This window comes from Dyadobacter sp. CY312 (assembly GCF_021390535.1).
GTDB lineage: Bacteria > Bacteroidota > Bacteroidia > Cytophagales > Spirosomataceae > Dyadobacter.
Genome location: NZ_JAJUXG010000001.1, coordinates 885,850 through 905,398 on the forward strand (window position 1 = coordinate 885,850; position 19,549 = coordinate 905,398).

18 protein-coding genes are annotated in these 19,549 nt (G+C 42.3%); 8 read left to right on the forward strand and 10 right to left on the reverse strand.

Annotation, left to right across the window (positions count from 1 at the left end; all coding sequences use genetic code 11):
- Positions 1 to 4: 4 nt before the first annotated feature.
- Positions 5 to 508, reverse strand: coding sequence for an NUDIX hydrolase (locus tag LZG71_RS03960; RefSeq protein ID WP_233817210.1), 504 nt, complete (start codon positions 506 to 508; stop codon positions 5 to 7).
- Between the two features lie 142 nt (positions 509 to 650).
- Entirely contained in the window at positions 651 to 1,091 is a 441-nt protein-coding gene (locus LZG71_RS03965) for a CBS domain-containing protein (protein ID WP_233817212.1), read from the reverse strand.
- A gap of 142 nt (positions 1,092 to 1,233) precedes the next feature.
- Between LZG71_RS03965 and LZG71_RS03970 the strand changes: the two genes are divergently transcribed.
- The gene (locus LZG71_RS03970) at positions 1,234 to 2,661 is read left to right on the forward strand and encodes an ATP-dependent RecD-like DNA helicase (protein WP_233817214.1); all 1,428 of its coding nucleotides are present in this window, start codon (positions 1,234 to 1,236) and stop codon (positions 2,659 to 2,661) included.
- Positions 2,662 to 2,695: 34 nt separating this feature from the next.
- On the opposite strand, the gene LZG71_RS03975 is transcribed toward LZG71_RS03970, so the two are convergent.
- A complete protein-coding gene (locus tag LZG71_RS03975; RefSeq protein WP_233817216.1) occupies positions 2,696 to 3,643 on the reverse strand; it encodes an L-threonylcarbamoyladenylate synthase in 948 nt (315 codons plus the stop codon).
- A 249-nt stretch (positions 3,644 to 3,892) separates the two neighbouring features.
- Between LZG71_RS03975 and LZG71_RS03980 the strand changes: the two genes are divergently transcribed.
- Positions 3,893 to 5,632, forward strand: coding sequence for a GMC family oxidoreductase (locus tag LZG71_RS03980; protein WP_233817218.1), 1,740 nt, complete (start codon positions 3,893 to 3,895; stop codon positions 5,630 to 5,632).
- Positions 5,633 to 5,661: 29 nt separating this feature from the next.
- Entirely contained in the window at positions 5,662 to 6,297 is a 636-nt protein-coding gene (locus tag LZG71_RS03985) for a gluconate 2-dehydrogenase subunit 3 family protein (protein WP_233817220.1), read from the forward strand.
- A gap of 74 nt (positions 6,298 to 6,371) precedes the next feature.
- Here LZG71_RS03985 and LZG71_RS03990 read toward each other — a convergent pair whose 3' ends face one another.
- Positions 6,372 to 7,985, reverse strand: a complete 1,614-nt coding sequence (locus tag LZG71_RS03990) for an ABC-F family ATP-binding cassette domain-containing protein (RefSeq protein WP_233817222.1) — start codon at positions 7,983 to 7,985, stop codon at positions 6,372 to 6,374.
- 92 nt (positions 7,986 to 8,077) lie between these two features.
- On the opposite strand from LZG71_RS03990, the gene LZG71_RS03995 reads away from it, so the two are divergent.
- Positions 8,078 to 8,779: a lysoplasmalogenase gene (locus LZG71_RS03995; RefSeq protein WP_233817224.1), complete on the forward strand. Its 702-nt coding sequence runs from the start codon at positions 8,078 to 8,080 to the stop codon at positions 8,777 to 8,779.
- Positions 8,780 to 8,800: 21 nt separating this feature from the next.
- Here LZG71_RS03995 and LZG71_RS04000 read toward each other — a convergent pair whose 3' ends face one another.
- The 4 genes from LZG71_RS04000 to folP form a co-directional block, all read right to left on the reverse strand.
- The gene (locus LZG71_RS04000) at positions 8,801 to 10,075 is read right to left on the reverse strand and encodes a lactonase family protein (protein ID WP_233817226.1); all 1,275 of its coding nucleotides are present in this window, start codon (positions 10,073 to 10,075) and stop codon (positions 8,801 to 8,803) included.
- 243 nt (positions 10,076 to 10,318) lie between these two features.
- Positions 10,319 to 10,582, reverse strand: coding sequence for a 30S ribosomal protein S20 (gene rpsT / locus LZG71_RS04005; RefSeq protein ID WP_233817228.1), 264 nt, complete (start codon positions 10,580 to 10,582; stop codon positions 10,319 to 10,321).
- Positions 10,583 to 10,689: 107 nt separating this feature from the next.
- Entirely contained in the window at positions 10,690 to 11,493 is an 804-nt protein-coding gene (gene cdaA, locus LZG71_RS04010; protein ID WP_233817230.1) for a diadenylate cyclase CdaA, read from the reverse strand.
- Positions 11,494 to 11,530: 37 nt separating this feature from the next.
- Positions 11,531 to 12,379, reverse strand: a complete 849-nt coding sequence (folP, locus tag LZG71_RS04015; protein WP_233817232.1) for a dihydropteroate synthase — start codon at positions 12,377 to 12,379, stop codon at positions 11,531 to 11,533.
- A gap of 112 nt (positions 12,380 to 12,491) precedes the next feature.
- On the opposite strand from folP, the gene LZG71_RS04020 reads away from it, so the two are divergent.
- The 3 genes from LZG71_RS04020 (at position 12,492) to LZG71_RS04030 (ending at position 14,801) form a co-directional block, all read left to right on the forward strand.
- On the forward strand, positions 12,492 to 13,037 hold the full coding sequence (locus LZG71_RS04020) for a DUF1599 domain-containing protein (RefSeq protein ID WP_233817234.1): 546 nt from the start codon (positions 12,492 to 12,494) through the stop codon (positions 13,035 to 13,037).
- A gap of 142 nt (positions 13,038 to 13,179) precedes the next feature.
- Positions 13,180 to 14,271, forward strand: a complete 1,092-nt coding sequence (locus LZG71_RS04025) for a BT_3928 family protein (RefSeq protein WP_233817236.1) — start codon at positions 13,180 to 13,182, stop codon at positions 14,269 to 14,271.
- A gap of 26 nt (positions 14,272 to 14,297) precedes the next feature.
- A complete protein-coding gene (locus tag LZG71_RS04030) occupies positions 14,298 to 14,801 on the forward strand; it encodes a shikimate kinase (protein WP_233817238.1) in 504 nt (167 codons plus the stop codon).
- 54 nt (positions 14,802 to 14,855) lie between these two features.
- On the opposite strand, the gene LZG71_RS04035 is transcribed toward LZG71_RS04030, so the two are convergent.
- Both LZG71_RS04035 and LZG71_RS04040 read right to left on the reverse strand, forming a co-directional pair.
- Positions 14,856 to 16,415 (reverse strand): hypothetical protein, encoded by a 1,560-nt coding sequence (locus tag LZG71_RS04035; RefSeq protein ID WP_233817241.1) that lies wholly within the window; start codon positions 16,413 to 16,415, stop codon positions 14,856 to 14,858.
- Between the two features lie 112 nt (positions 16,416 to 16,527).
- Positions 16,528 to 17,841: a hypothetical protein gene (locus tag LZG71_RS04040; RefSeq protein WP_233817243.1), complete on the reverse strand. Its 1,314-nt coding sequence runs from the start codon at positions 17,839 to 17,841 to the stop codon at positions 16,528 to 16,530.
- Between the two features lie 181 nt (positions 17,842 to 18,022).
- Between LZG71_RS04040 and proS the strand changes: the two genes are divergently transcribed.
- On the forward strand, positions 18,023 to 19,498 hold the full coding sequence (proS, locus tag LZG71_RS04045; protein ID WP_233817245.1) for a proline--tRNA ligase: 1,476 nt from the start codon (positions 18,023 to 18,025) through the stop codon (positions 19,496 to 19,498).
- Positions 19,499 to 19,549 lie beyond the last annotated feature (51 nt).

The window sequence follows — 19,549 nt, forward strand, 5'->3', positions numbered from 1 at the left end:
TATCTTATATATTAAATGTACTGTGAAACAGTAGCTCTTTTTTTTCAAATAAATCCTCAAAACGCTTCAACGTATTGAAAATTCGATGTTTGGAACGGCCAGGAATTCTTTGCAACTCTTCAAAACCGAAGAATTTTACTTCCTGAATAATTTGTTCATTTTGCTGGAATTCAGGATCCGTCCCCAAAGTCAGATTTCCTTCTATGCTGTCAATCCTGAAAAAAAGCTCGATCGCATGTAAAGGAGCCTGAATAAACTCATTCATAAAAAGGAGCTCTCCTACCGTTGCCAAAAGACCTGTTTCCTCCTCAAATTCACGACCCATTGCTTTTACAACGGTTTCTCCAAAATGTACACCTCCTCCGGGCGGGCTCCAAAAATCGGATCCCTCGCCGTAAAGTTTGTGATTCACAAGCAGAATCTTATTGTCCCGCATGCAAATACCGCAAACTCTGATACGCACCTGATTTCCATATAATTCCTTAACAGCAGCAACAGGTGTTTCCAACGGCTTACATTTTGGGAGGGGCAAAGATAAACAACCCGCTACATTTGACAATATAATATATGAAGCCAGACCCTTTTTTAAAGGATCCGGCTTCGTTAAAGTACAATATAATATCAGATAATATTAACTGAGTGAGGTGTTTCTAGGAATAAGGATTTCCTGAAATATAGCTTTCCAGAGACTTGATATGGTCTTTCTGCTCCCGGATAATAGCGGATACAATGTCGTTGATGGAAATGATTCCAACCAGCTCACCATTCTGATTCACAGGTAAATGCCGGATGTGCTTGTCAGACATAATCTGCATACATTCCTCAATCTTCTGATCCGTTTCGACTGTAATAACTTTGCTTGTCATTACATCCTTAATAATGGTGTCACGGGAAGCGCGGCCCTGAAGAATTACCTTACGGGCATAATCCCGTTCCGAAAAGATACCTATCAATTCATCTGCCTCAAGTACCAGTACAGCACCTATATTCTTTTCGGCCATCAGTTCCAGTGCCTCAAAAACGGTGTTGTTCTGTGTTACAGAATAAAGCGCATTGACAGGCTTGTTGCCCATTACTTGAAATACTTGCATAAATGTTCAGGTTATTGGGTGTAAGGTTAACTCGAAAACTAATATAGACATTTGCAACATTAAAGTCCAATTAAATCCCTGTATATTTTTGTAACCATAGACAAACTTTGATTTAAGTTTTCCTTGCCTTAGATTCGCTATCATGGAAACAAACAGGGCTCTTCCTTCGCAGCTTCTTGCCAAGCAGTTCCCCTTCCGACCTACGGAAGGCCAGCTCAGATTTTTTAAACAAACCGACAATTTCCTTATTGAGAAAAAAGGGCTGGAACGGTATAGGGATTGCTTTCTGCTAAAAGGTTACGCGGGAACGGGAAAAACAACGATCATCAGCACGTTGATTAAGGTTCTCAAAAATTATGGCTACAAATCCGTACTACTTGCTCCTACCGGTCGTGCTGCAAAGGTGATGTCGGGGTATTCGGATAAAGTGGCGTTAACGATCCATAAGAAAATATACAAGCAGACTTCGGATTCACACTCTGGTTCATTGTCCTTTCAAAGGCAGAAAAATTATCATGATAACACGCTGTTTATTGTAGATGAGGCATCAATGATTACCGATGAGGCTGAGTTTGGTAACAGAAGCTTACTCTCCGACCTGATTGATTATGTATTTGAAAACCCGGGAAACAAACTCATGCTTGTTGGAGATGTGGCTCAGTTACCGCCCGTAGGTCAGGAACTTAGCCCTGCATTGGATCGGGATTATCTGGAAAAACGATATGACATGTCCGTTTTTCTGGAAGAGCTCAGAGAGGTAATGCGTCAAGACGAGCAATCCGGAATCCTTTATAATGCAACCGAGCTGAGAAGTCTTCTCACAGAAAAAGAACCTGCCATTAAAATCACGACAAAATCTTTTCGTGATGTCTTCAAAATGACGGGTGAAAGGCTGGAAGAAGGTTTACGATATGCTTATGACAAATTTGGTGAAGAAAACACCATTATCCTCACCAGATCGAATAAGTCAGCTGTGCAGTACAACGAGTACATTCGACGGATGATCAATTTTTCGGAGGAAGAACTTGATGCCGGAGACAGACTTATGGTTGTCCGCAATAATTACAGTGTATTGGATGAAGACTCCCCCGCCGGATTTATCGCAAATGGTGATTTTGTTGAATTACTAAAAATACGGAGAACGCAGGAGATGCATGGCTTTCGCTTTGCCGACGTTATACTTCGACTTACGGACTACGAAAAACAGCCGGAATTTGACGCCAAGATTATTCTCGATACCCTTCATTCTGCTTCTCCTTCCCTATCCAACGAGGATAATCGGAAGCTTTATGATGCTGTGCAGGAAGATTATGTGGATATTAAATCCAAGAAGGAACGTATGGAAGCCATGCGAAAGGACCCATTTCTGAACGCGTTACAGGTTAAGTTTGCCTATGCACTTACAACGCACAAGTCTCAGGGCGGCCAATGGAGTGCTGTATTTATTGATCAGGGATATTTGCCGGAAGAACAGGTTAATACTGAATTTATTCGTTGGCTCTACACTGCCATCACCAGGGCAACAGATGAAGTTTTTTTGATGAACTTCCATCCACATTTTTTCAAATGACCCTTTATTACCCGTGTTACTACAAACATACTCCTTACAAAGCCGCAGCACGACGAAGTCTGTCATTAATAGCTAGTCCCAATCCCTTTGCAGGGACATATTCGGTCCATATTTCGCTCACAGGCAGCAAATCCAGTTCCCGTAAAAAGGTGAATAAATTATGAGCAGCTTCTTTCACATCTCCGGCAGCAGACAAAACTTTCTGATGGTGCCTGAATTTATTTAAGGGTTTCTGAAAAACCATTACGGCGATATCATCCCCTGCGTTTTCCAGCTCTTCTCTCGATTTCAGAAAAAACGGCTTTCTGGGAGCATAATGGCTTTTTAACATTCCCGGAGCCTGCGGGTTGGAAGAAGAGTGAGGTAGTACATTTACCTTACCGACTACATTCTCTATATCTTCAACAGAAAGTCCGCCAAGTCTGTAAATAGTCGGAACGCCATCAACGAATCCGACGATGGTGGATTCTATGCCTACCTTACATTCTCCGCCATCCAGAATGTAGGGGATTTTCTCACCTAGTTGTGCTTCTACGTGAGACGCCTTCGTGGGGCTTATATACCCAAATGGATTCGCACTCGGCGCAGCCAGCGGAAATTCCAATTGACATAATAATTCAAGTGTAAGAGCATGATCCGGTATTCTTACAGCCACATGATCAAGTCCGGAAGTTACCAGATCAGGAATGACGTCACGTTTTGGCAGCAGCAGGGTTAACGGTCCGGGCCAGAAAGCAGCTGCTAGTTCTTTGGCAGGACCTTCAAAATCAAACACGAAATCCGATAATTTTTCAGCAGAATCTGTATGAACGATCAGCGGGTCAAATGAAGGACGATTCTTAGTCTCAAAAATAGACAACACCGATTTTTCACTTAAAGCGTTTCCGGCAAGTCCGTATACAGTTTCGGTAGGAATTGCAACCAAATCTCCTTTTACAAGAAACTGCTTTGCAGCCGCGATATCATTACCTGTTGTAGCCAAAATAAATTGTTGTTGAAAAAACAAAGGTAAGAAAAAAGGCCATTCAGGCTATCTGTGGCAAGAACAGCAGCAATAATTTGCTAAATTTTTCTAACCAAACTAAACCGTTTTAGCGATTAAGGAGTATTAGTTAAAGCAGCTTCATTTAGATTGTTTTTAAATAGCTTACAAATATTTCAAATCGAGCATCTGATATTTCAACTCTGTTTATATTTAATGAATTAATAGTATTCTAACGAACCCTTAATTATGTTTCAAATCAAAGAACAACCTGCTGTTTTCGATGTCTGTATTATAGGCTCCGGAGCTGGCGGTGGCATGGCGGCGTATCAGCTTGCAAAGGCTGGTGCAAAGGTAGCTTTACTGGAAGCAGGAGGCTACTTTGATCCTGCTGATCCTAAATACATTACCCAATTAAAATGGCCTTGGGAGTCGCCGAGACGAGGTGCGGGAAATCACCGTCCTTTTGGAGATTTTGATGCTGCATGGGGAGGCTGGGAACTTGATGGCGAGCCTTACACGCACAAAAATGGAACACAGTTCGACTGGTTCCGATCGCGTATGCTTGGTGGCCGTACGAATCACTGGGGAAGAATTTCGCTGCGGTTTGGGCCAAAAGATTTCAAAAGAAAAAGTGTTGACGGTCTGGGTGACGACTGGCCGATTGGATACGATGACGTCAAGCCATATTATGATCAGGTCGATAAGCTGATTGGTGTATTTGGAACCGTAGAAAATATTGACAATGAACCGGACGGCATTTTCCTTCCACCACCAAAGCCGCGTCTTCATGAAATGTTTCTTCAGAAAGCCGGTAAGAAATCAAACATTCCTGTTATACCTTCCCGGTTATCCATTCTAACCAAACCGATTAATGATCAACGCGGGGTATGTTTCTATTGCAGCCAGTGTAGCCGTGCATGTCAGGCGTATGCGGATTTCTCGTCATCCTCGGTATTGGTTATTCCTGCTGTAAAAACAGGAAACGTAACCCTGATCAATAACGCAATGGCACGCGAAGTGCTGACCGATCCTGTTACAGGATTAGCAACAGGCGTATCTTATGTAGATCGTGAAAAGCTTACTGAACATACAATAAAGGCAAAAGTAGTTGTGCTTGCAGCAAGTGCAGGAGAATCTGCACGTTTACTTTTAAACTCAAAATCAGAAAGACATCCGAACGGACTCGCAAATTCCAGCGGTGTGGTTGGGCGTTACCTTCATGACTCAACAGGTGCATCAAGAGGAGCATTCATTCCGCATTTGATGGATAGAAAGCGTTACAACGAGGATGGTGTAGGTGGTATGCATGTGTACACGCCCTGGTGGCTGGACAACAAAAAGCTTGATTTCCCAAGAGGTTACCACATCGAATACGGTGGCGGTATGGGTATGCCGAGTTATGGATTCGGCTCTGGCATTGAAGGTATGAATGGAAAATACCCAACAGCAGCAGGTGTTACCAAACAAGCAGGTGGCTACGGAGCTTCGCTAAAAGAAGATTACCGCAGATTCTACGGTGCATATATAGGAATGGCTGGTCGCGGAGAGGCGGTTCCAAGTTATGACAACTATGCGGAGATTGATCCAACTGTTGTTGATAAATATGGTATTCCTGTTTTGAGGTTCCACTACAAATGGACTGATTATGAGATCAAACAGGCCAAACACATGCACGATACTTTTGAAGAAATTATACATTCGTTAGGCGGTGTGGCAAGTGGTGTGAAACCAGGTGCCGATACAAATTACGGTATAGCAGCTCCGGGACGTATCATTCATGAAGTGGGAACTGTGAGAATGGGCGATGATCCGAAAACGTCTGCGCTTAACAAATACTCTCAAGCGCATGATGCGAAGAATGTATTTGTGGTTGATGGTGGTTCATTTGTGTCACAAGCAGACAAGAATCCTACGTGGACAATTCTTGCATTGGCATGGAGAGCATCTGACTATATTATCGACCAGACAAAAAAGAAAAATATTTAATCATCTGAACGTTATCTCAATACAAAATCATGAAACGCAGAGATTCATTAAAAGCACTTACGCTTAGCTCGTTAGGAATTGCAGCTCTCAATCCGCAGGTAGCAATGGCCGAGCAACGCGAACTAGATACACAAATTCCACCGGAAACCCCCATCAAAATCCCCGGTGGACGCCAGAAAGAAGAAGCTATTCACGATGCCAAATTGATGAAGGAGAAGTTTTTTACCGTAGCGGAACTTGCTACGATTAAAGTACTTTGTGATATTATTATTCCGGCGGACGCAAAGTCGGGAAGCGCATCGCAGGCTGGAGTACCAGCTTTTATCGAATTCATTGCAAAGGATATGCCGCAAAACCAGACACCGCTTCGAGGAGGTCTGAAATGGCTTGACAATGAATCAAACAAACGGTTTAAGAAGATATTTACCCTTTGTACAAAGGATCAGCAAATACAGATTGTAGATGATATTGCCTATCCTCAGCAGGCCAAGCCTATTTACAGCCAGGGCGTGGCATTTTTCACGTTGATGCGCAATCTGACAGCTTCCGGCTTTTACACCACCAGAATCGGAATTGACGATATTGGTTATGTAGGCAACACGCCCAATGTGTGGGAAGGCCCGCCGGCAGATGTAATTAAGCAATACGAAAAGTATATTGTGTAGTTCAAATTTCATTAAAGTAAAAAAGCTATCGAAAATCGATAGCTTTTTTACTTTAATATCTAAAAATAAGGCTGTTAGTACAATTTCTGACGTTGCGCTTTCACAGTTTCATCTTTAAGGAAGTCGTCATAGCTCATCAATTTATCCAAAATACCTTTTGGTCCGATCTCGATGATACGGTTGGCAATGGTATGAACGAACTGGTGATCATGAGAATAGAACAAAAGACAACCTGAGAAATCAATCAGCCCATTGTTCAAAGCTGTAATTGATTCAAGATCCAAATGGTTAGTCGGGTCATCGAGTACCAATGCATTCGCACTTGAAAGCATTGTTCTTGACAACATACAACGAACCTTCTCTCCTCCTGATAACACTTTTGCCTTTTTCAAAGCTTCTTCACCTGAGAAAAGCATTCTGCCAAGGAAACCGCGGATAAAACTTTCGTCCTTTTCTTCAGAATACTGACGAAGCCAGTCTACCAGATTTAAGTCCACATCAAAAAATGCGGTCGGATCTTTTGGAAAATAGGATTTGGTAATGGTTACGCCCCAGGTATAAGTACCTTTATCCGCTTTTTCGATTTCATTGATCACATCAAAAAAGCCACTGATTGCATTTACATTTCGACTGACGAAAGCGATTTTATCACCTTTATTTACATTGAAGCTCAGATCTTTGAAGAGAACTGTCCCGTCTTCCGCAGTTTTGGAAAGACCTTCTACCCGCAATAACTGATCTCCAACTTCACGTTCCGATTTAAAAGCAATGTATGGATACTTTCTTGACGAAGGCTTGATGTCATCAATTGTAAGTTTTTCCAGAAGTTTAGCACGCGATGTAGCCTGCTTGGATTTGGAAGCATTGGCACTGAACCTGCGAATGAAGTCTTCCAGTTCTTTACGCTTATCCTCCGATTTTCTGTTCGCATCCTGCCGTTGTTTCAAAGCAAGCTGACTCGATTCATACCAGAATGAATAGTTACCTGAAAACATTTGAACTTTGCTGAAATCAATATCAACAACATGCGTACAAACTTCATCAAGGAAATGCCTGTCGTGAGAAACAACAATGACCGTATTCTTGAAATCAGCAAGGAAGTTCTCCAGCCAAAGCACCGTTTCCACGTCAAGGTTATTGGTAGGTTCATCAAGTAACAGTACATCCGGGTTACCGAATAGCGCCTGAGCCAAAAGTACACGTACTTTATCACTTCCATTAAGGTCACTCATCAGAGCAGAATGCAGTTCGTCCCCAAGTCCAAGTCCGCTTAATAATTGAGCTGCTTCTGTTTCCGCTTCCCAACCGTTTAAATCTGCAAACTCGGCTTCCAGGTTTGCCGCCTTCTCGCCGTCTTCATCTGTAAAATCTTCTTTTTCATATATGGCTTCGCGTTCCTTCATGATCTTGTACAGGCGCTCGTGCCCCAAAATCACTGTGTCCATTACCGTGTAGGCATCAAACTCAAACTGATCCTGTTTCAGAAAGGTCATCCTTTCGCCTGGATTCATACTTACCAGACCAGTCTGTGGCTCAATTTCTCCTGAAAGAATTTTCAAAAATGTAGATTTACCCGCACCATTCGCACCAATCACTCCATAACAATTGCCCGGGACAAATTTTATATTCACTTCATCGAACAAAACCCTTTTACCGTATCTGAGCGATACGTTCTGAACCGTAATCATCTTAAAATTATTTTTTTTATGAATGAAGCCGCAAAAATACGAAATTCATAGGGATTTCGCATATCTTATTCCGCCATAACCTTTCAAACCCAATGAAAAGCAAGCATCTTTTCACAATTTTATACATACTCATTGCAGTCACAGAAATCTCCGCGGATTTGGCGGGACTCGTTTGGCTTGTTTATATTTTTAAGCCACTCATCATTTTGTCTCTGCTGGTCTTTGTTCTGAAAAGGCAGAGAATTTCCAGTACAAAAAAACCGGTTCTATTTTTAGCCGCACTGGTATTCGCCCTTTTGGGAGACATACTTTTAATGATACAGGGCGTTGATCTTTTCATACCAGGTCTGGGCAGCTTTTTAATGATGCAACTCCTTTACATCGTTTTATTTAGAAGCGACATCAGTTCTTCTATCTACGTCAGAACAAATATTAAGTCGGCACTTCTGTTTCTGGTTTTTGCTTTGGGATTGTATGTCATTCTATTTCCATACTTACCAGATCCGGTGATGCGCACCGCCGTTGCCATTTATGCATTGAGCATCGCGTCGATGGCATGGATGGCATGGCTCAGAAAATCTTTCGTTTCCCGCACATCCTTCAAAATGGTATTCGCCGGAGCCCTGTTTTTTATGCTTTCCGATTCTCTTATAGCCATCGACAGATTTCTAATTTCAGTGCCCTTCAATACAATATGGGTAATGAGCACATATGCTGCCGCTCAATATCTGATTATAATGGGTATTTTAAAAACAAAACGGACCGGTTCATTGAACCAGCCCGCGGATACATAATATCACCTTTCTTAACCCGGATCAGGGAATTACACGCAGGTTGTGTGCGCCTTTCGCCACACTCACTTTAACCGGCTGTTTGGCCAAAGCCGGGGTTTCCCCTTTTGTTACAGTCCAGAATTCCACGCCTCCGTTTCCATTTCCATATTCCAGATACTCCATTACCGAGACTGCAATATTGGATCCGTCTTTATCAAAAACCACACTTTGCGGTGCTATACCTTCAAATGGATAGTTGGCTACTTTTGTAAGAGCACCGTCGGCTGCAACTTTAAATAACGTGAGCGAACTTCCGGTACCAGCTCCTGCTTCTGTCCATGGAGAAGTACTTTTACCTGAATTAACAGTTACAAGCAGTGTTCCGTCAGGACTCACTGCAAATGAACCAGGATTTGCGCCGGTTGCGACCTGACTGGCCACTTTGTGCTCTATTGAGCCATCCATTGAAAAATCCACAACGAACACCTCTCCCTCACCCGATGCTTTGCCCTTCTCGCCTTTTGCATCCAGAACAAAATAATGTTTCCCGTCTGCGGAGAATCTTCCGAACGATGGGTCAACACCAACTTTAACCGGCTTGCCGACTATCTCAACGTTTTTCAATTTCCCTGCTTCTCTAATTACCTTATAAAGACCAACTTCATTGGCATTATCCAAAGTAAATGCAATGAAATCTCCGGAAGGATGCCACGAAAGGTCATTGATTTTGCTGGTGGAATCGATTCCCGCAGGCAGGTTCAAAAAGCGTGCAGGCTTTCCATCTGCTGCTGCTTCTATAAACACCAGCTCTTTTCCTTTCTCAGTGGTTGATATAATCAGCTCATTCTTATTGATATCAATTGAAGTAGGTTTTTTCCCAACAGGAAAACCAAACTTTGCCTTTGGCCCTGCCATATTGATAATGTCAACGACATATAATTTTTCACCGGCAGGGAATTCTCCATTAAGGTCCTTAAATTCTGCTACACCATCTTCTGGTCGTAATCTACTTTCCAACACATAAGCCAAACCGCCTACCGTAGGAACGGCAATTGACTTTCCATAACCCAAAGCAGAATTTGAAATAAGTGTGGATCCAACTCCTGTCGTTCCTCTCAATAGTGGAAATTTAATTGTTGTCAACTGGTCTTTTGCAGCATTATCCCTTAGCAGTTTACCATCAACATATGCCGAGGCCGACATGTCCGCATCCGATATCACAACCAGGCCCTTTGCATTAAAATTGACTGTTGATTGAGCCAAAGCTGGTAAAGATCCCATGGCAACCAAACCGGCAAACATTGCGACTTTTTTCATAAATTAAGAAGTTTAGTTAAAAATAATCGTTGTTTAATACGAGTTACTATCTACTAAAACTCCTGACAAGATCACAAAATTATCTCTCAGAAGCCTTCGCAAAAATGCAATTTAAGGCGAAACTACCGTAAAGCGCAAATTTTAAGCGGTTAGATTTTTTCAAAATAACACTTCGACGACTGCTGGTAAACAAGAAAACCCCGGTAAATTTTACCGGGGTTACCAATTCTTCGTAAAGAAAAATTACGCTGCTACTGCAAGTGTATTAACCAATCTGGCCAATTTCGACTTTTGGTTAGAAGCTTTTTTCTTATGAATAATATTTTTCTTTGCCAAACGATCCAACATAGAAGCAACAGTTTTGTAAACTTCTACAGCAACAGCCTTATCAGTCGTTTCACGCAATTTTTTGATGTATGAACGGGTAGTCTTGTGTTGGTAACGATTACGCAAACGCTTCGTTTCGTTAGCGCGAATTCTTTTTAATGCTGATTTATGATTTGCCATTTTATAATTAATGATATTTTTTCTTTCTCAAACGGTTTGCAAAAATAAAAAAACCTTCTTGAAATGCCAAATAATGCTGAAAATATATTTAAGAAACATGTAATACTTTATTTTGGCATACGTTGCACATCCGACGCGAGGTATTCTTCAAGACGCCCCTGCAATTCATTGATAGGAATATTGCCATGCAACTCCCCCTCCACAGCCACAGAGATCCGCCCGGTTTGTTCTGAGATCACAATCACGACGGCATCCGTAGCTTCGCTCATTCCCATGGCAGCCCTGTGGCGAAACCCAAGTGAAGATGGCACGTCCACACCATCTGCAACCGGTAAAACGCATCTCGCTGCCTTTATACGTCCATCTACAATCACAATCGCGCCGTCGTGCAATTCGCTGTACTGATTAAACAGCGACACCAATAACGGCTTTGACATTTTCGCGTCCAATAACTCGCCGGTTTCTATAAACTTGCTCAGATCGTCACGTTTATTAACCACGATCAGCGCTCCTGTGAAGTTAGCAGCTATGGTTTTACTTGCGTCAACGATTTCTTTCAGGTTTTTTGCTTTTACATCCAGGATAGAGTTTCTCAAAATTTTCTTGAGAAATCCATTATTCGTGTGAATTGTAGATTTTCCGATAATTAACAGAAACCTGCGTATTTCCTGTTGAAAGATGACAATTAACGCCACTGCTCCAACGCCCATAAAATACTGAAGAATGGCCGTGAGCAAACCCAGACCCAATCCTTTTACTACCAAATAAAATACATAAACAAAAAGATAACCCAAAAAAACACGGCTTGCTATACTCCCTCGAACCAACGTATACACCTGATAAAGAAGAACCGAGACCAAAAAAACATCCAGAATGTCTGCCCAGTTCACATTTAAAAAACCCACATTCATAAGAAAATCAATATTATTTCGCGACTAAATTACTATTTTAATTTATACGTTGAGTAGCCATCCATAGTTTTACCGCCTCCACAGCAGGTTTCACATCATGCACCCGTAAAATAGACGCGCCTTGTTCCAAAGCCAGGGTGTTAAGTACTGTTGTTCCGTTGAGTGCCTCTTCTGCTTCAATACCAAGTGTTTTGTAAATTGTCCCTTTTCGCGACAGCCCCGCAAGAACAGGACAACCCAATAATGCGAACTCTGACAGATTTTTTAGAATCTCAAAGTTCTGTGAGATATTCTTGGCAAAACCGAAACCCGGATCCACCAGAACATCCACCACTCCATTTTGTCTAAGGGTGTTAATTTTACCTTTCAACTCCCTGATTATATCCACGACCAGATTGTCATAATCTGTAAGTTGAGACATAGTCTCGGGTGTGCCCCTCATGTGCATCAATATATACGGGACACCAAGCTCAGCAACGGTGTCAAACATTTGTTCATCCAATGCGCCTCCGGATACGTCATTTACAATATGCGCTCCGTGTTGAATTGCAGCACGCGCTACATCAGAACGAAATGTATCAATAGAAATGATAAGTTCCGGAAAATACTTTGCAAGTGGTACAACAACTGACAACACCCGATCCGTTTCTTCCTCTAACGAAACTTCAAGCGCACCCGGACGAGTTGAATAACCACCAATGTCAACCAACGATGCACCTTCATTCAGCATCACACCAACCCGATCAACCACGGCATCGGAAGAATTAATCCTGCTGCCTTTATAAAAAGAATCAGGAGTTGAATTTACAATCCCCATCACCAACGGAACCGACAGGTCAACAAGCCTTCCCCTCAGGTTAATCGTTTTTTTACTAACTTGCGCCATATAAATAAGGGAATGGACCAATGACTTTTTCTACAATACAAGTCTTGTGAGCATCCATTCTTAATTGAAATATATTATTGATAAACTACCAGGCTTTAACATTTTAAATACCTTGAAATCTACAGAAGCGGAATATCAGGAAATCCTTCAGTATTGCCAAGATCTTTTTACAAAAAAAAATAAAGATTACGGAACATCTTGGCGCATTCTGCGAATACCTTCCATTACCGATCAAATCTTCATTAAAGCACAAAGAATTCGCACGATCCAGGAAAAAGGAATTCAGAAAGTAGATGATGACATCTCCGGGGAATTCATTGGTATTATCAACTATTGCGTAATGGCATTGATACAGATTTCGCTTGATGACAGCAAGACTGAAATTGATAATGAAGGCCTTACAGAGTTGTACAACGCACAGGTTGACGAAGTGAAGCAATTACTTTTCAATAAAAATCATGACTACGGTGAAGCCTGGCGCGAAATGCGCGTGAGCTCAATGACAGACATCATACTTATGAAATTATTGAGAATCAAACAAATAGAAGACAATCAGGGTTTTACACTTGTGTCAGAGGGTGTGAAAGCAGGATACCAGGATATGATCAATTACTCCGTCTTCTGCCTCATAAAATCAAATGCGTTGCATACCAATTAATTTTAAGTATACAGATTGCAGTTAGGAGTTGACAGTAATTAATTGACTCCCAATACAATTTGACTGTTAAAGCAGTTATTAATACTTTACTTAACACCATAAGCTATCAACGCTTAACAGCGTTGGTTAAAATATATTTGAAATGAAAATTCTTGCTCAGATTTCCCGGGTTGTAGTCGGACTACTCTTTATTTTTTCGGGCATTATCAAGCTTAACGATCCTGTTGGAACGCAATACAAACTCGAAGAGTACTTTGAAGTTTTTGCAACAGATCTGCCTCAGTTTCATGATTTCTTCATGTCCATGGTACCCCTGGCACTGTACTTTTCTGTTTTTTTATGTACTGCCGAGGTAGTTCTGGGAATTGCACTGCTGGTTGCTTACAAACCAAGAACAACCTCCATATTTCTGCTGCTGATCATCGTTTTCTTCACCTTCCTGACGTTCTACTCCGCTTATTTCAATAAGGTAACAGATTGCGGCTGCTTCGGCGCGGCTATCAAACTCACTCCGTGGACCTCGTTCGGCAAGGACATATTTTTACTCGTTCTGATTCTTATTCTGGTTTATTACAGAAAAAAAATAAAACCGCTGCCGACCGGCATGATCGTGGTGCTTTCAACTGTGGTGTCACTGGGTATAGCCGTTTACGCTTTGCGCCATCTCCCGCTTGTAGATTTGCTTCCTTATCGCGTGGGTGCCAATATTCCTTCACAACTGAAACCGTCGGAACCGCTTCGTTACCAATACATTTTTGAGAAGGATGGCAAGATTTCCAAATATGAGCAATACCCGTCCGACACCACTTTTGTATTTAAAGAAATGGTTGTTCTCAATGAAGACGCCCTTCCAAAAATTACAGATTACAAGGTTTGGAATGATGAAGGCGACTTTACAGAAGAGACTTTCAAAGGAAACAAGCTGTTCCTGATCATCAAGAATTTTACCGACATCAACACAGCTGCTCTGCCAGATATTAGCAAACTGATCAGTCAGGTTAAAAATAAAGGCATTGAACCTATTGTACTTACATCGGGAGACAGTGGCGAGATCCAGAAATTCATGACGGAACATCAATTGACAATACCTTTCTACTTTGTTGACGCCACCGTGCTTAAAACAATTTCACGTTCCAATCCCGGCCTTTGGTTATTGAAAGATGGCAATGTGAAAGGGAAATGGCACTATAACGATACGCCTGAGGCTGCCGAAGTGGTCGACCTGGTTAAGTAATAATGGTGTATTTATTTAAGGCATAAATGAGAAATATTATTCTTGTCGGTATGATGTCTTCCGGGAAAACGACTCTTGGAAAAAAACTTGCCCGGCAATTGGGATACCGCTTTATTGATCTTGACAAACAGATTGAACATGATCAGGGCATGGACATCCCCTCTCTGTTTTCACAAAAAGGTGAAGCCTATTTCAGGGAGGTAGAAAGCAGGATATTAAAGCAGATCATTCCCAACAACAGGTTGGTGGTGGCTTCTGGCGGTGGAGCACCCTGCTTTTTTGATAATATGGATTTTATCAAAAAGTCGGGAATAAGTATTTTTCTTGATGTTCCTGCAAATGAACTCGCAAAACGTATTTCCAATCATGGAAAAGATGACCGCCCTATACTATCAGGCGTGGTAGCTCTTGAATCAGAACTAAGTAAAAGAATAGAAGATCGACGGCCATATTATTCCAGAGCGGACATTACGATTACAGGTGTCACCGAAGTTGGAGAAATACTTGAGGCAATTTCTTCTCTATTATAAAAAGTAAAACCGGAACCCATCGAGATTCCGGTTTTACTTTTTACGACCTTAACTTCAAAAGAAGGTTCCTACCGTAAGCATTACATTTACGGTTCTGTTAGAAATAATTACAGAAGAATAATCTGCGGGGTTATTCAGGAAGTAAGGTGTATAGGCTGATTTAAACGTCGTCAAAGTTCCCGCAACGTCAGCAAAAAAGCGATCATTACGTACACCCACACCAGCTGAAAACACCAATTTGCTACGATCAATATCCGCGCGTTCCAAGTAGGGATCCGCTATATAGGCAGCTCCAACACGACCTCGAAAAAGTCCGGCACGGTATTCGCCACCCACACGAACGTTAACAGTGTTGCGATATGCGTCTTTAATCTCTTGTACCGTTTCATCTTTAAATGCAGTATTATCCGCGTCACTTAAATAGCTTGTATTTGCTCTCATCGCTCCGTATCCAACGTATTCAAGTGAACCTGTTATAAATCCATTACCTTTCACAAAATAGGTTGCACCAAACGATCCCTTAAACGGGCTGCTGATACGATATACAAATTCATTTGCCTTAACGGGGATGAAGTCATACGGAGCAGGAACTAAAGCGCCTTCCGGACCGGCAGGTATTTTACCATCAACGAAATCGGCACCTACTCCCTGCGAGAATGTTTCTTTAATCGAACTCCATGTCGGAGATGTCAAAACACCTCCTAACTGCAAAGATGGATTCAACTTGTAAATTACACCGAACGAAAGATTAGCTCCATTTCCTCGCACACTAAGTCCGTCCTGCTGGTCTACCGCGATGATATCAGGGCTATCCACATAAATATCTGTGAAAAGCCTGTCATAGTCATACTTGATCCGGCTGAAACCAATCGTTGCTCCAACATAAAGTTTATCGTCATAATTGCCGGCATAAGACAAGCTCCACTGCGTATTAGCACCGGTTGCACTGTAAGAACCGACCTGTTCCAAAGCGCTCGAATTATCCAGAGGTACGTATGGCGGGCCATTAACTCCTGTCGGGTTAATCAGGTACATGTTGTAATAGGCAGAAGGAAGAGAATAAGCAAGGGGACCCATTGATGCTGTACCTGCATCGAAATCGGCTTCCAGCTGAGCGGTAGAAATGCCTCCTCCACGGTTAACATCTTCTGCCACTTTGTTCACATAAGCACTTTTCGTATTATAGCCCGTATAGTTATAAACCTCCCGGAAAGACTGCTGCCTGGAATAGGCGATACCGAATGATGATCGTTTCCATTTTCTCTGGAAACCCGGCTGGCTGGTAAAAATAGCAGATGCATGGGCTATATTGAAATTACCTTTGCCGGAAGAATTTACGTCTCCGATGTAAGTGGTTTTGTTGTTGACAGATGTAACTGCGGGGCTGATCGCAATTTCTGAACGGCTATAAAATCCTAGTCCGGCCGGGTTACCAAAAAGAGAACTTGCATCGCCTCCTATCGCCGCGTGATTACCCCCCAATCCCTGAAATCGGGCGGTACCATTCTGGTTGACTTCTGAATACCTGAATACATCACCTGCGTATTGCGAAAAAGCAGGCAGAGCAAAAAACAAACCTAATATAAACCCTCCACAGGATATTGATTTTGTCATGGCTTAAAGTAAAACTTAAAAAATATTTGATGCTGCAATTTAAACGAAAACCCTGCAAAATTATGACATTTTGCAGGGCTAAATTATTCTAAATATATCCTCAACTACTTAATCATCTCGGTCCTCTCGAAGACGATCGGGAAGCTCCGCCTCCACCGCCTCCGCTACTTGCAGGAGCACTGTAACTTCTCGAGGGCGCACTGTAACTAGGCGTCGGAGCTGTTCTTGCAGGAGCACTGTATGTTCTGGACGGTGCACTGTAAGATTCACTTCTTGGCGTGTTGTAAGTACGTGAAGGTGCACTATAATCCGATTGACTTCTTGTAGGAGCCGAATAGGATGAACCACTACTTCTGGTAGACCGTGGCGCAGCATATGACTCAGAGCCTACCCTTCCGTTTGTAGCATTAGTTGCCGATGAACGAGGGCGAGAGTAATATACATTATTGCCTTCGTTGGTTCCTCTTGAATATGTTCTTCCCTCAGTTGCGGCAGCTCTTCCTGCACTTCCAACGCTTGAACCTCTATCATAGGAACGTGATGCAGCTCTTGGAGAACTGTAAGTATCTCCGCTTCCTGACCTTCTTGCAGATCTATCAGATGTTGAGGTAGCTGAGCGTCCGTTGTTAACAAATCCTGAATTGTATCTGTCGCTACTTCTTGAACCCCCAACTCTTGGTCCGTAAGTGCGGCTCACACCTCTTCTCTCAACGTTATTTACAACGATCACAGGACGGCTGTATGCCCATGGATTGTATCCGTATCCTCCGTAGAAGCTGTCATACATTCCGTAGCCTCCTCCAAATCCGTACATGCTGTTGAACGGGCTACCCCATCCACCATAACCAAATGGATCATATCCGAATGGACTGTAACCCATCATCATGCGATTGTACCCGAAAGGGGAATATCCGTAACCCATACCCATCATGGACCCCATTCCAAAACCCATGTAAGGATTCATTCTGAACATGCTTCCCATTCCGAAACCGATGTTCATACTGAAACCGCTACCAGGCCAAAATCCGCCCAGTCCGTTGTTGAAACCAAATGCATTACTGTATGGTGAGAACCGGTTTGCTTCATTGTATCCGTCAACGAAACCTGCGTTGTAACCTACCTGATTACCAGACAGTGAACGTTGCACACCTCTGGACGACAAGTAGGATTCGTTGTAATAGTCACTCGTGCCTTCATTTTCAGGCTGAGTACTCGCATAATAGTCAGGATTATCTGAACGGGAAAAATCCTCATCAGTGTTCCTGTATGCATTTCTATCGTTTGTAACGACGCCAGTACCTGAACCCGAGCCATACAGATCGTCATATCCACCTCCCGATTTTGAAACATATTGGTTGGTAGTACATCCCCAAGCTCCCAGCAGCACTAGCAAAGACAAATATTTTGCTCTATTTATCATAATCATGGCTTAAAAGGGTTAATTTTTTTCTTGCTAAAATAAGTATAAAATCTATTCCACACAACGAATAAACATCTATGCGGTTACATTAATTCCAAAGTTAACATAAAAAACTATCTTTGCAATGCTGAAAAAGCGAGCGTAGTATCGTGTTATACTCCATTACATTTACAAAATAATACAACGAATGAGTAAAGCCCTGCCAACCCGAAGTGAAAACTACTCCGAATGGTACAACGAATTAGTCAAAAGAGCGGATCTTGCGGAAAACTCTGCTGTAAGAGGTTGCATGGTTATAAAGCCATACGGATACTCCATCTGGGAGAAAATGCAGCGTGCTCTTGATGATATGTTCAAAGAAACTGGTCATCAGAATGCATATTTTCCACTTTTCATACCAAAGTCTTATTTGAGTAAGGAAGCCTCTCACGTAGAAGGCTTTGCCAAAGAATGTGCAGTTGTTACACATTACAGGCTTAAAAACGATCCGAACGGAAAAGGCGTTATTGTGGATCCGGATGCGAAACTGGAAGAGGAACTTATTGTAAGACCAACATCCGAGACCGTAATCTGGAGTACTTATAAAAATTGGATACAGTCCTACCGTGACTTGCCTCTTCTGATCAATCAGTGGGCAAATGTTGTACGCTGGGAGATGAGAACAAGGTTGTTTTTGAGAACTGCTGAATTTTTGTGGCAGGAAGGCCATACGGCACATTCAACATCTGCCGAGGCAATTGCAGAGACTAAACAGATGCTTGATATATATGCAACTTTCGCAGAAGAGTGGATGGCACTGCCCGTAGTAAAAGGTATAAAAACTGCAAACGAAAGATTTGCAGGAGCCGAAGATACATACTGTATTGAAGCTCTTATGCAGGATGGCAAAGCGTTGCAGGCAGGCACCTCTCACTTCCTTGGGCAAAACTTCGCAACTGCGTTTGATGTGAAGTTTCAGGATAAGGATGGTAAGCTGGAATACGTTTGGGGAACCTCATGGGGTGTAAGCACCAGACTGATGGGCGCACTGATCATGGCTCACTCCGACGACAGCGGACTTGTGCTGCCTCCGAAACTCGCACCGATTCAGGTTGTGATCGTTCCGATTTATAAAAATGAGGAACAGCTCGCAGCAATTGCAGAAAAAGCCGACGAAATCAAAAAACAGCTTAAAAAACTAGGCATTAGTGTAAAATTCGACGATAACGACGCTTACAAGCCTGGCTATAAATTTGCTGAATATGAATTGAAAGGCGTTCCGGTCAGACTGGCAATTGGTGCACGCGACCTTGAAAACGGCACAGTGGAAGTTGCAAGAAGAGATACCAAAACAAAGGAAACCGTTTCTTTGGAAGGTATTGCTGGTTTTATCAGCGAATTACTGGACAATATTCAAGAATCTATCTACAACAAGGCGCTTGCATTCCGTGAAGAAAATACCACTTCGGTAGATTCTTTCGAAGAATTTAATAAGGTTCTGGATACAAAAGGAGGCTTCATTCTGGCGCATTGGGATGGAACCTCAGAAACCGAAGAAAAAATTAAAGAAGAGACAAAAGCGACCATTCGCTGCATTCCATTGAACGCAGAAGAAGAAAGCGGTGTTTGCATTTATTCTGGTAAACCATCATCCAAACGTGTGGTTTTTGCCCGGGCATATTAATCAATGTATACCCCCGGTTTAAGTAAGTAAACTGAACCGGGATATTTTTAA

What these genes read in the sequence shown, in the direction of transcription:
- LZG71_RS03965 (WP_233817212.1), bottom strand. Translation starts at nt 1,091, where the DNA reads ATGCAAGTATTTCAAGTAATGGGCAACAAGCCTGTCAATGCGCTTTAT.
- LZG71_RS03970 (WP_233817214.1), top strand. Translation starts at nt 1,234, where the DNA reads ATGGAAACAAACAGGGCTCTTCCTTCGCAGCTTCTTGCCAAGCAGTTC.
- LZG71_RS03980 (WP_233817218.1), top strand. Translation starts at nt 3,893, where the DNA reads ATGTTTCAAATCAAAGAACAACCTGCTGTTTTCGATGTCTGTATTATA.
- LZG71_RS03985 (WP_233817220.1), top strand. Translation starts at nt 5,662, where the DNA reads ATGAAACGCAGAGATTCATTAAAAGCACTTACGCTTAGCTCGTTAGGA.
- LZG71_RS03990 (WP_233817222.1), bottom strand. Translation starts at nt 7,985, where the DNA reads ATGATTACGGTTCAGAACGTATCGCTCAGATACGGTAAAAGGGTTTTG.
- LZG71_RS03995 (WP_233817224.1), top strand. Translation starts at nt 8,078, where the DNA reads ATGAAAAGCAAGCATCTTTTCACAATTTTATACATACTCATTGCAGTC.
- LZG71_RS04000 (WP_233817226.1), bottom strand. Translation starts at nt 10,075, where the DNA reads ATGAAAAAAGTCGCAATGTTTGCCGGTTTGGTTGCCATGGGATCTTTA.
- rpsT (WP_233817228.1), bottom strand. Translation starts at nt 10,582, where the DNA reads ATGGCAAATCATAAATCAGCATTAAAAAGAATTCGCGCTAACGAAACG.
- cdaA (WP_233817230.1), bottom strand. Translation starts at nt 11,493, where the DNA reads ATGAATGTGGGTTTTTTAAATGTGAACTGGGCAGACATTCTGGATGTT.
- folP (WP_233817232.1), bottom strand. Translation starts at nt 12,379, where the DNA reads ATGGCGCAAGTTAGTAAAAAAACGATTAACCTGAGGGGAAGGCTTGTT.
- LZG71_RS04025 (WP_233817236.1), top strand. Translation starts at nt 13,180, where the DNA reads ATGAAAATTCTTGCTCAGATTTCCCGGGTTGTAGTCGGACTACTCTTT.
- LZG71_RS04030 (WP_233817238.1), top strand. Translation starts at nt 14,298, where the DNA reads ATGAGAAATATTATTCTTGTCGGTATGATGTCTTCCGGGAAAACGACT.
- LZG71_RS04035 (WP_233817241.1), bottom strand. Translation starts at nt 16,415, where the DNA reads ATGACAAAATCAATATCCTGTGGAGGGTTTATATTAGGTTTGTTTTTT.
- LZG71_RS04040 (WP_233817243.1), bottom strand. Translation starts at nt 17,841, where the DNA reads ATGATTATGATAAATAGAGCAAAATATTTGTCTTTGCTAGTGCTGCTG.
- proS (WP_233817245.1), top strand. Translation starts at nt 18,023, where the DNA reads ATGAGTAAAGCCCTGCCAACCCGAAGTGAAAACTACTCCGAATGGTAC.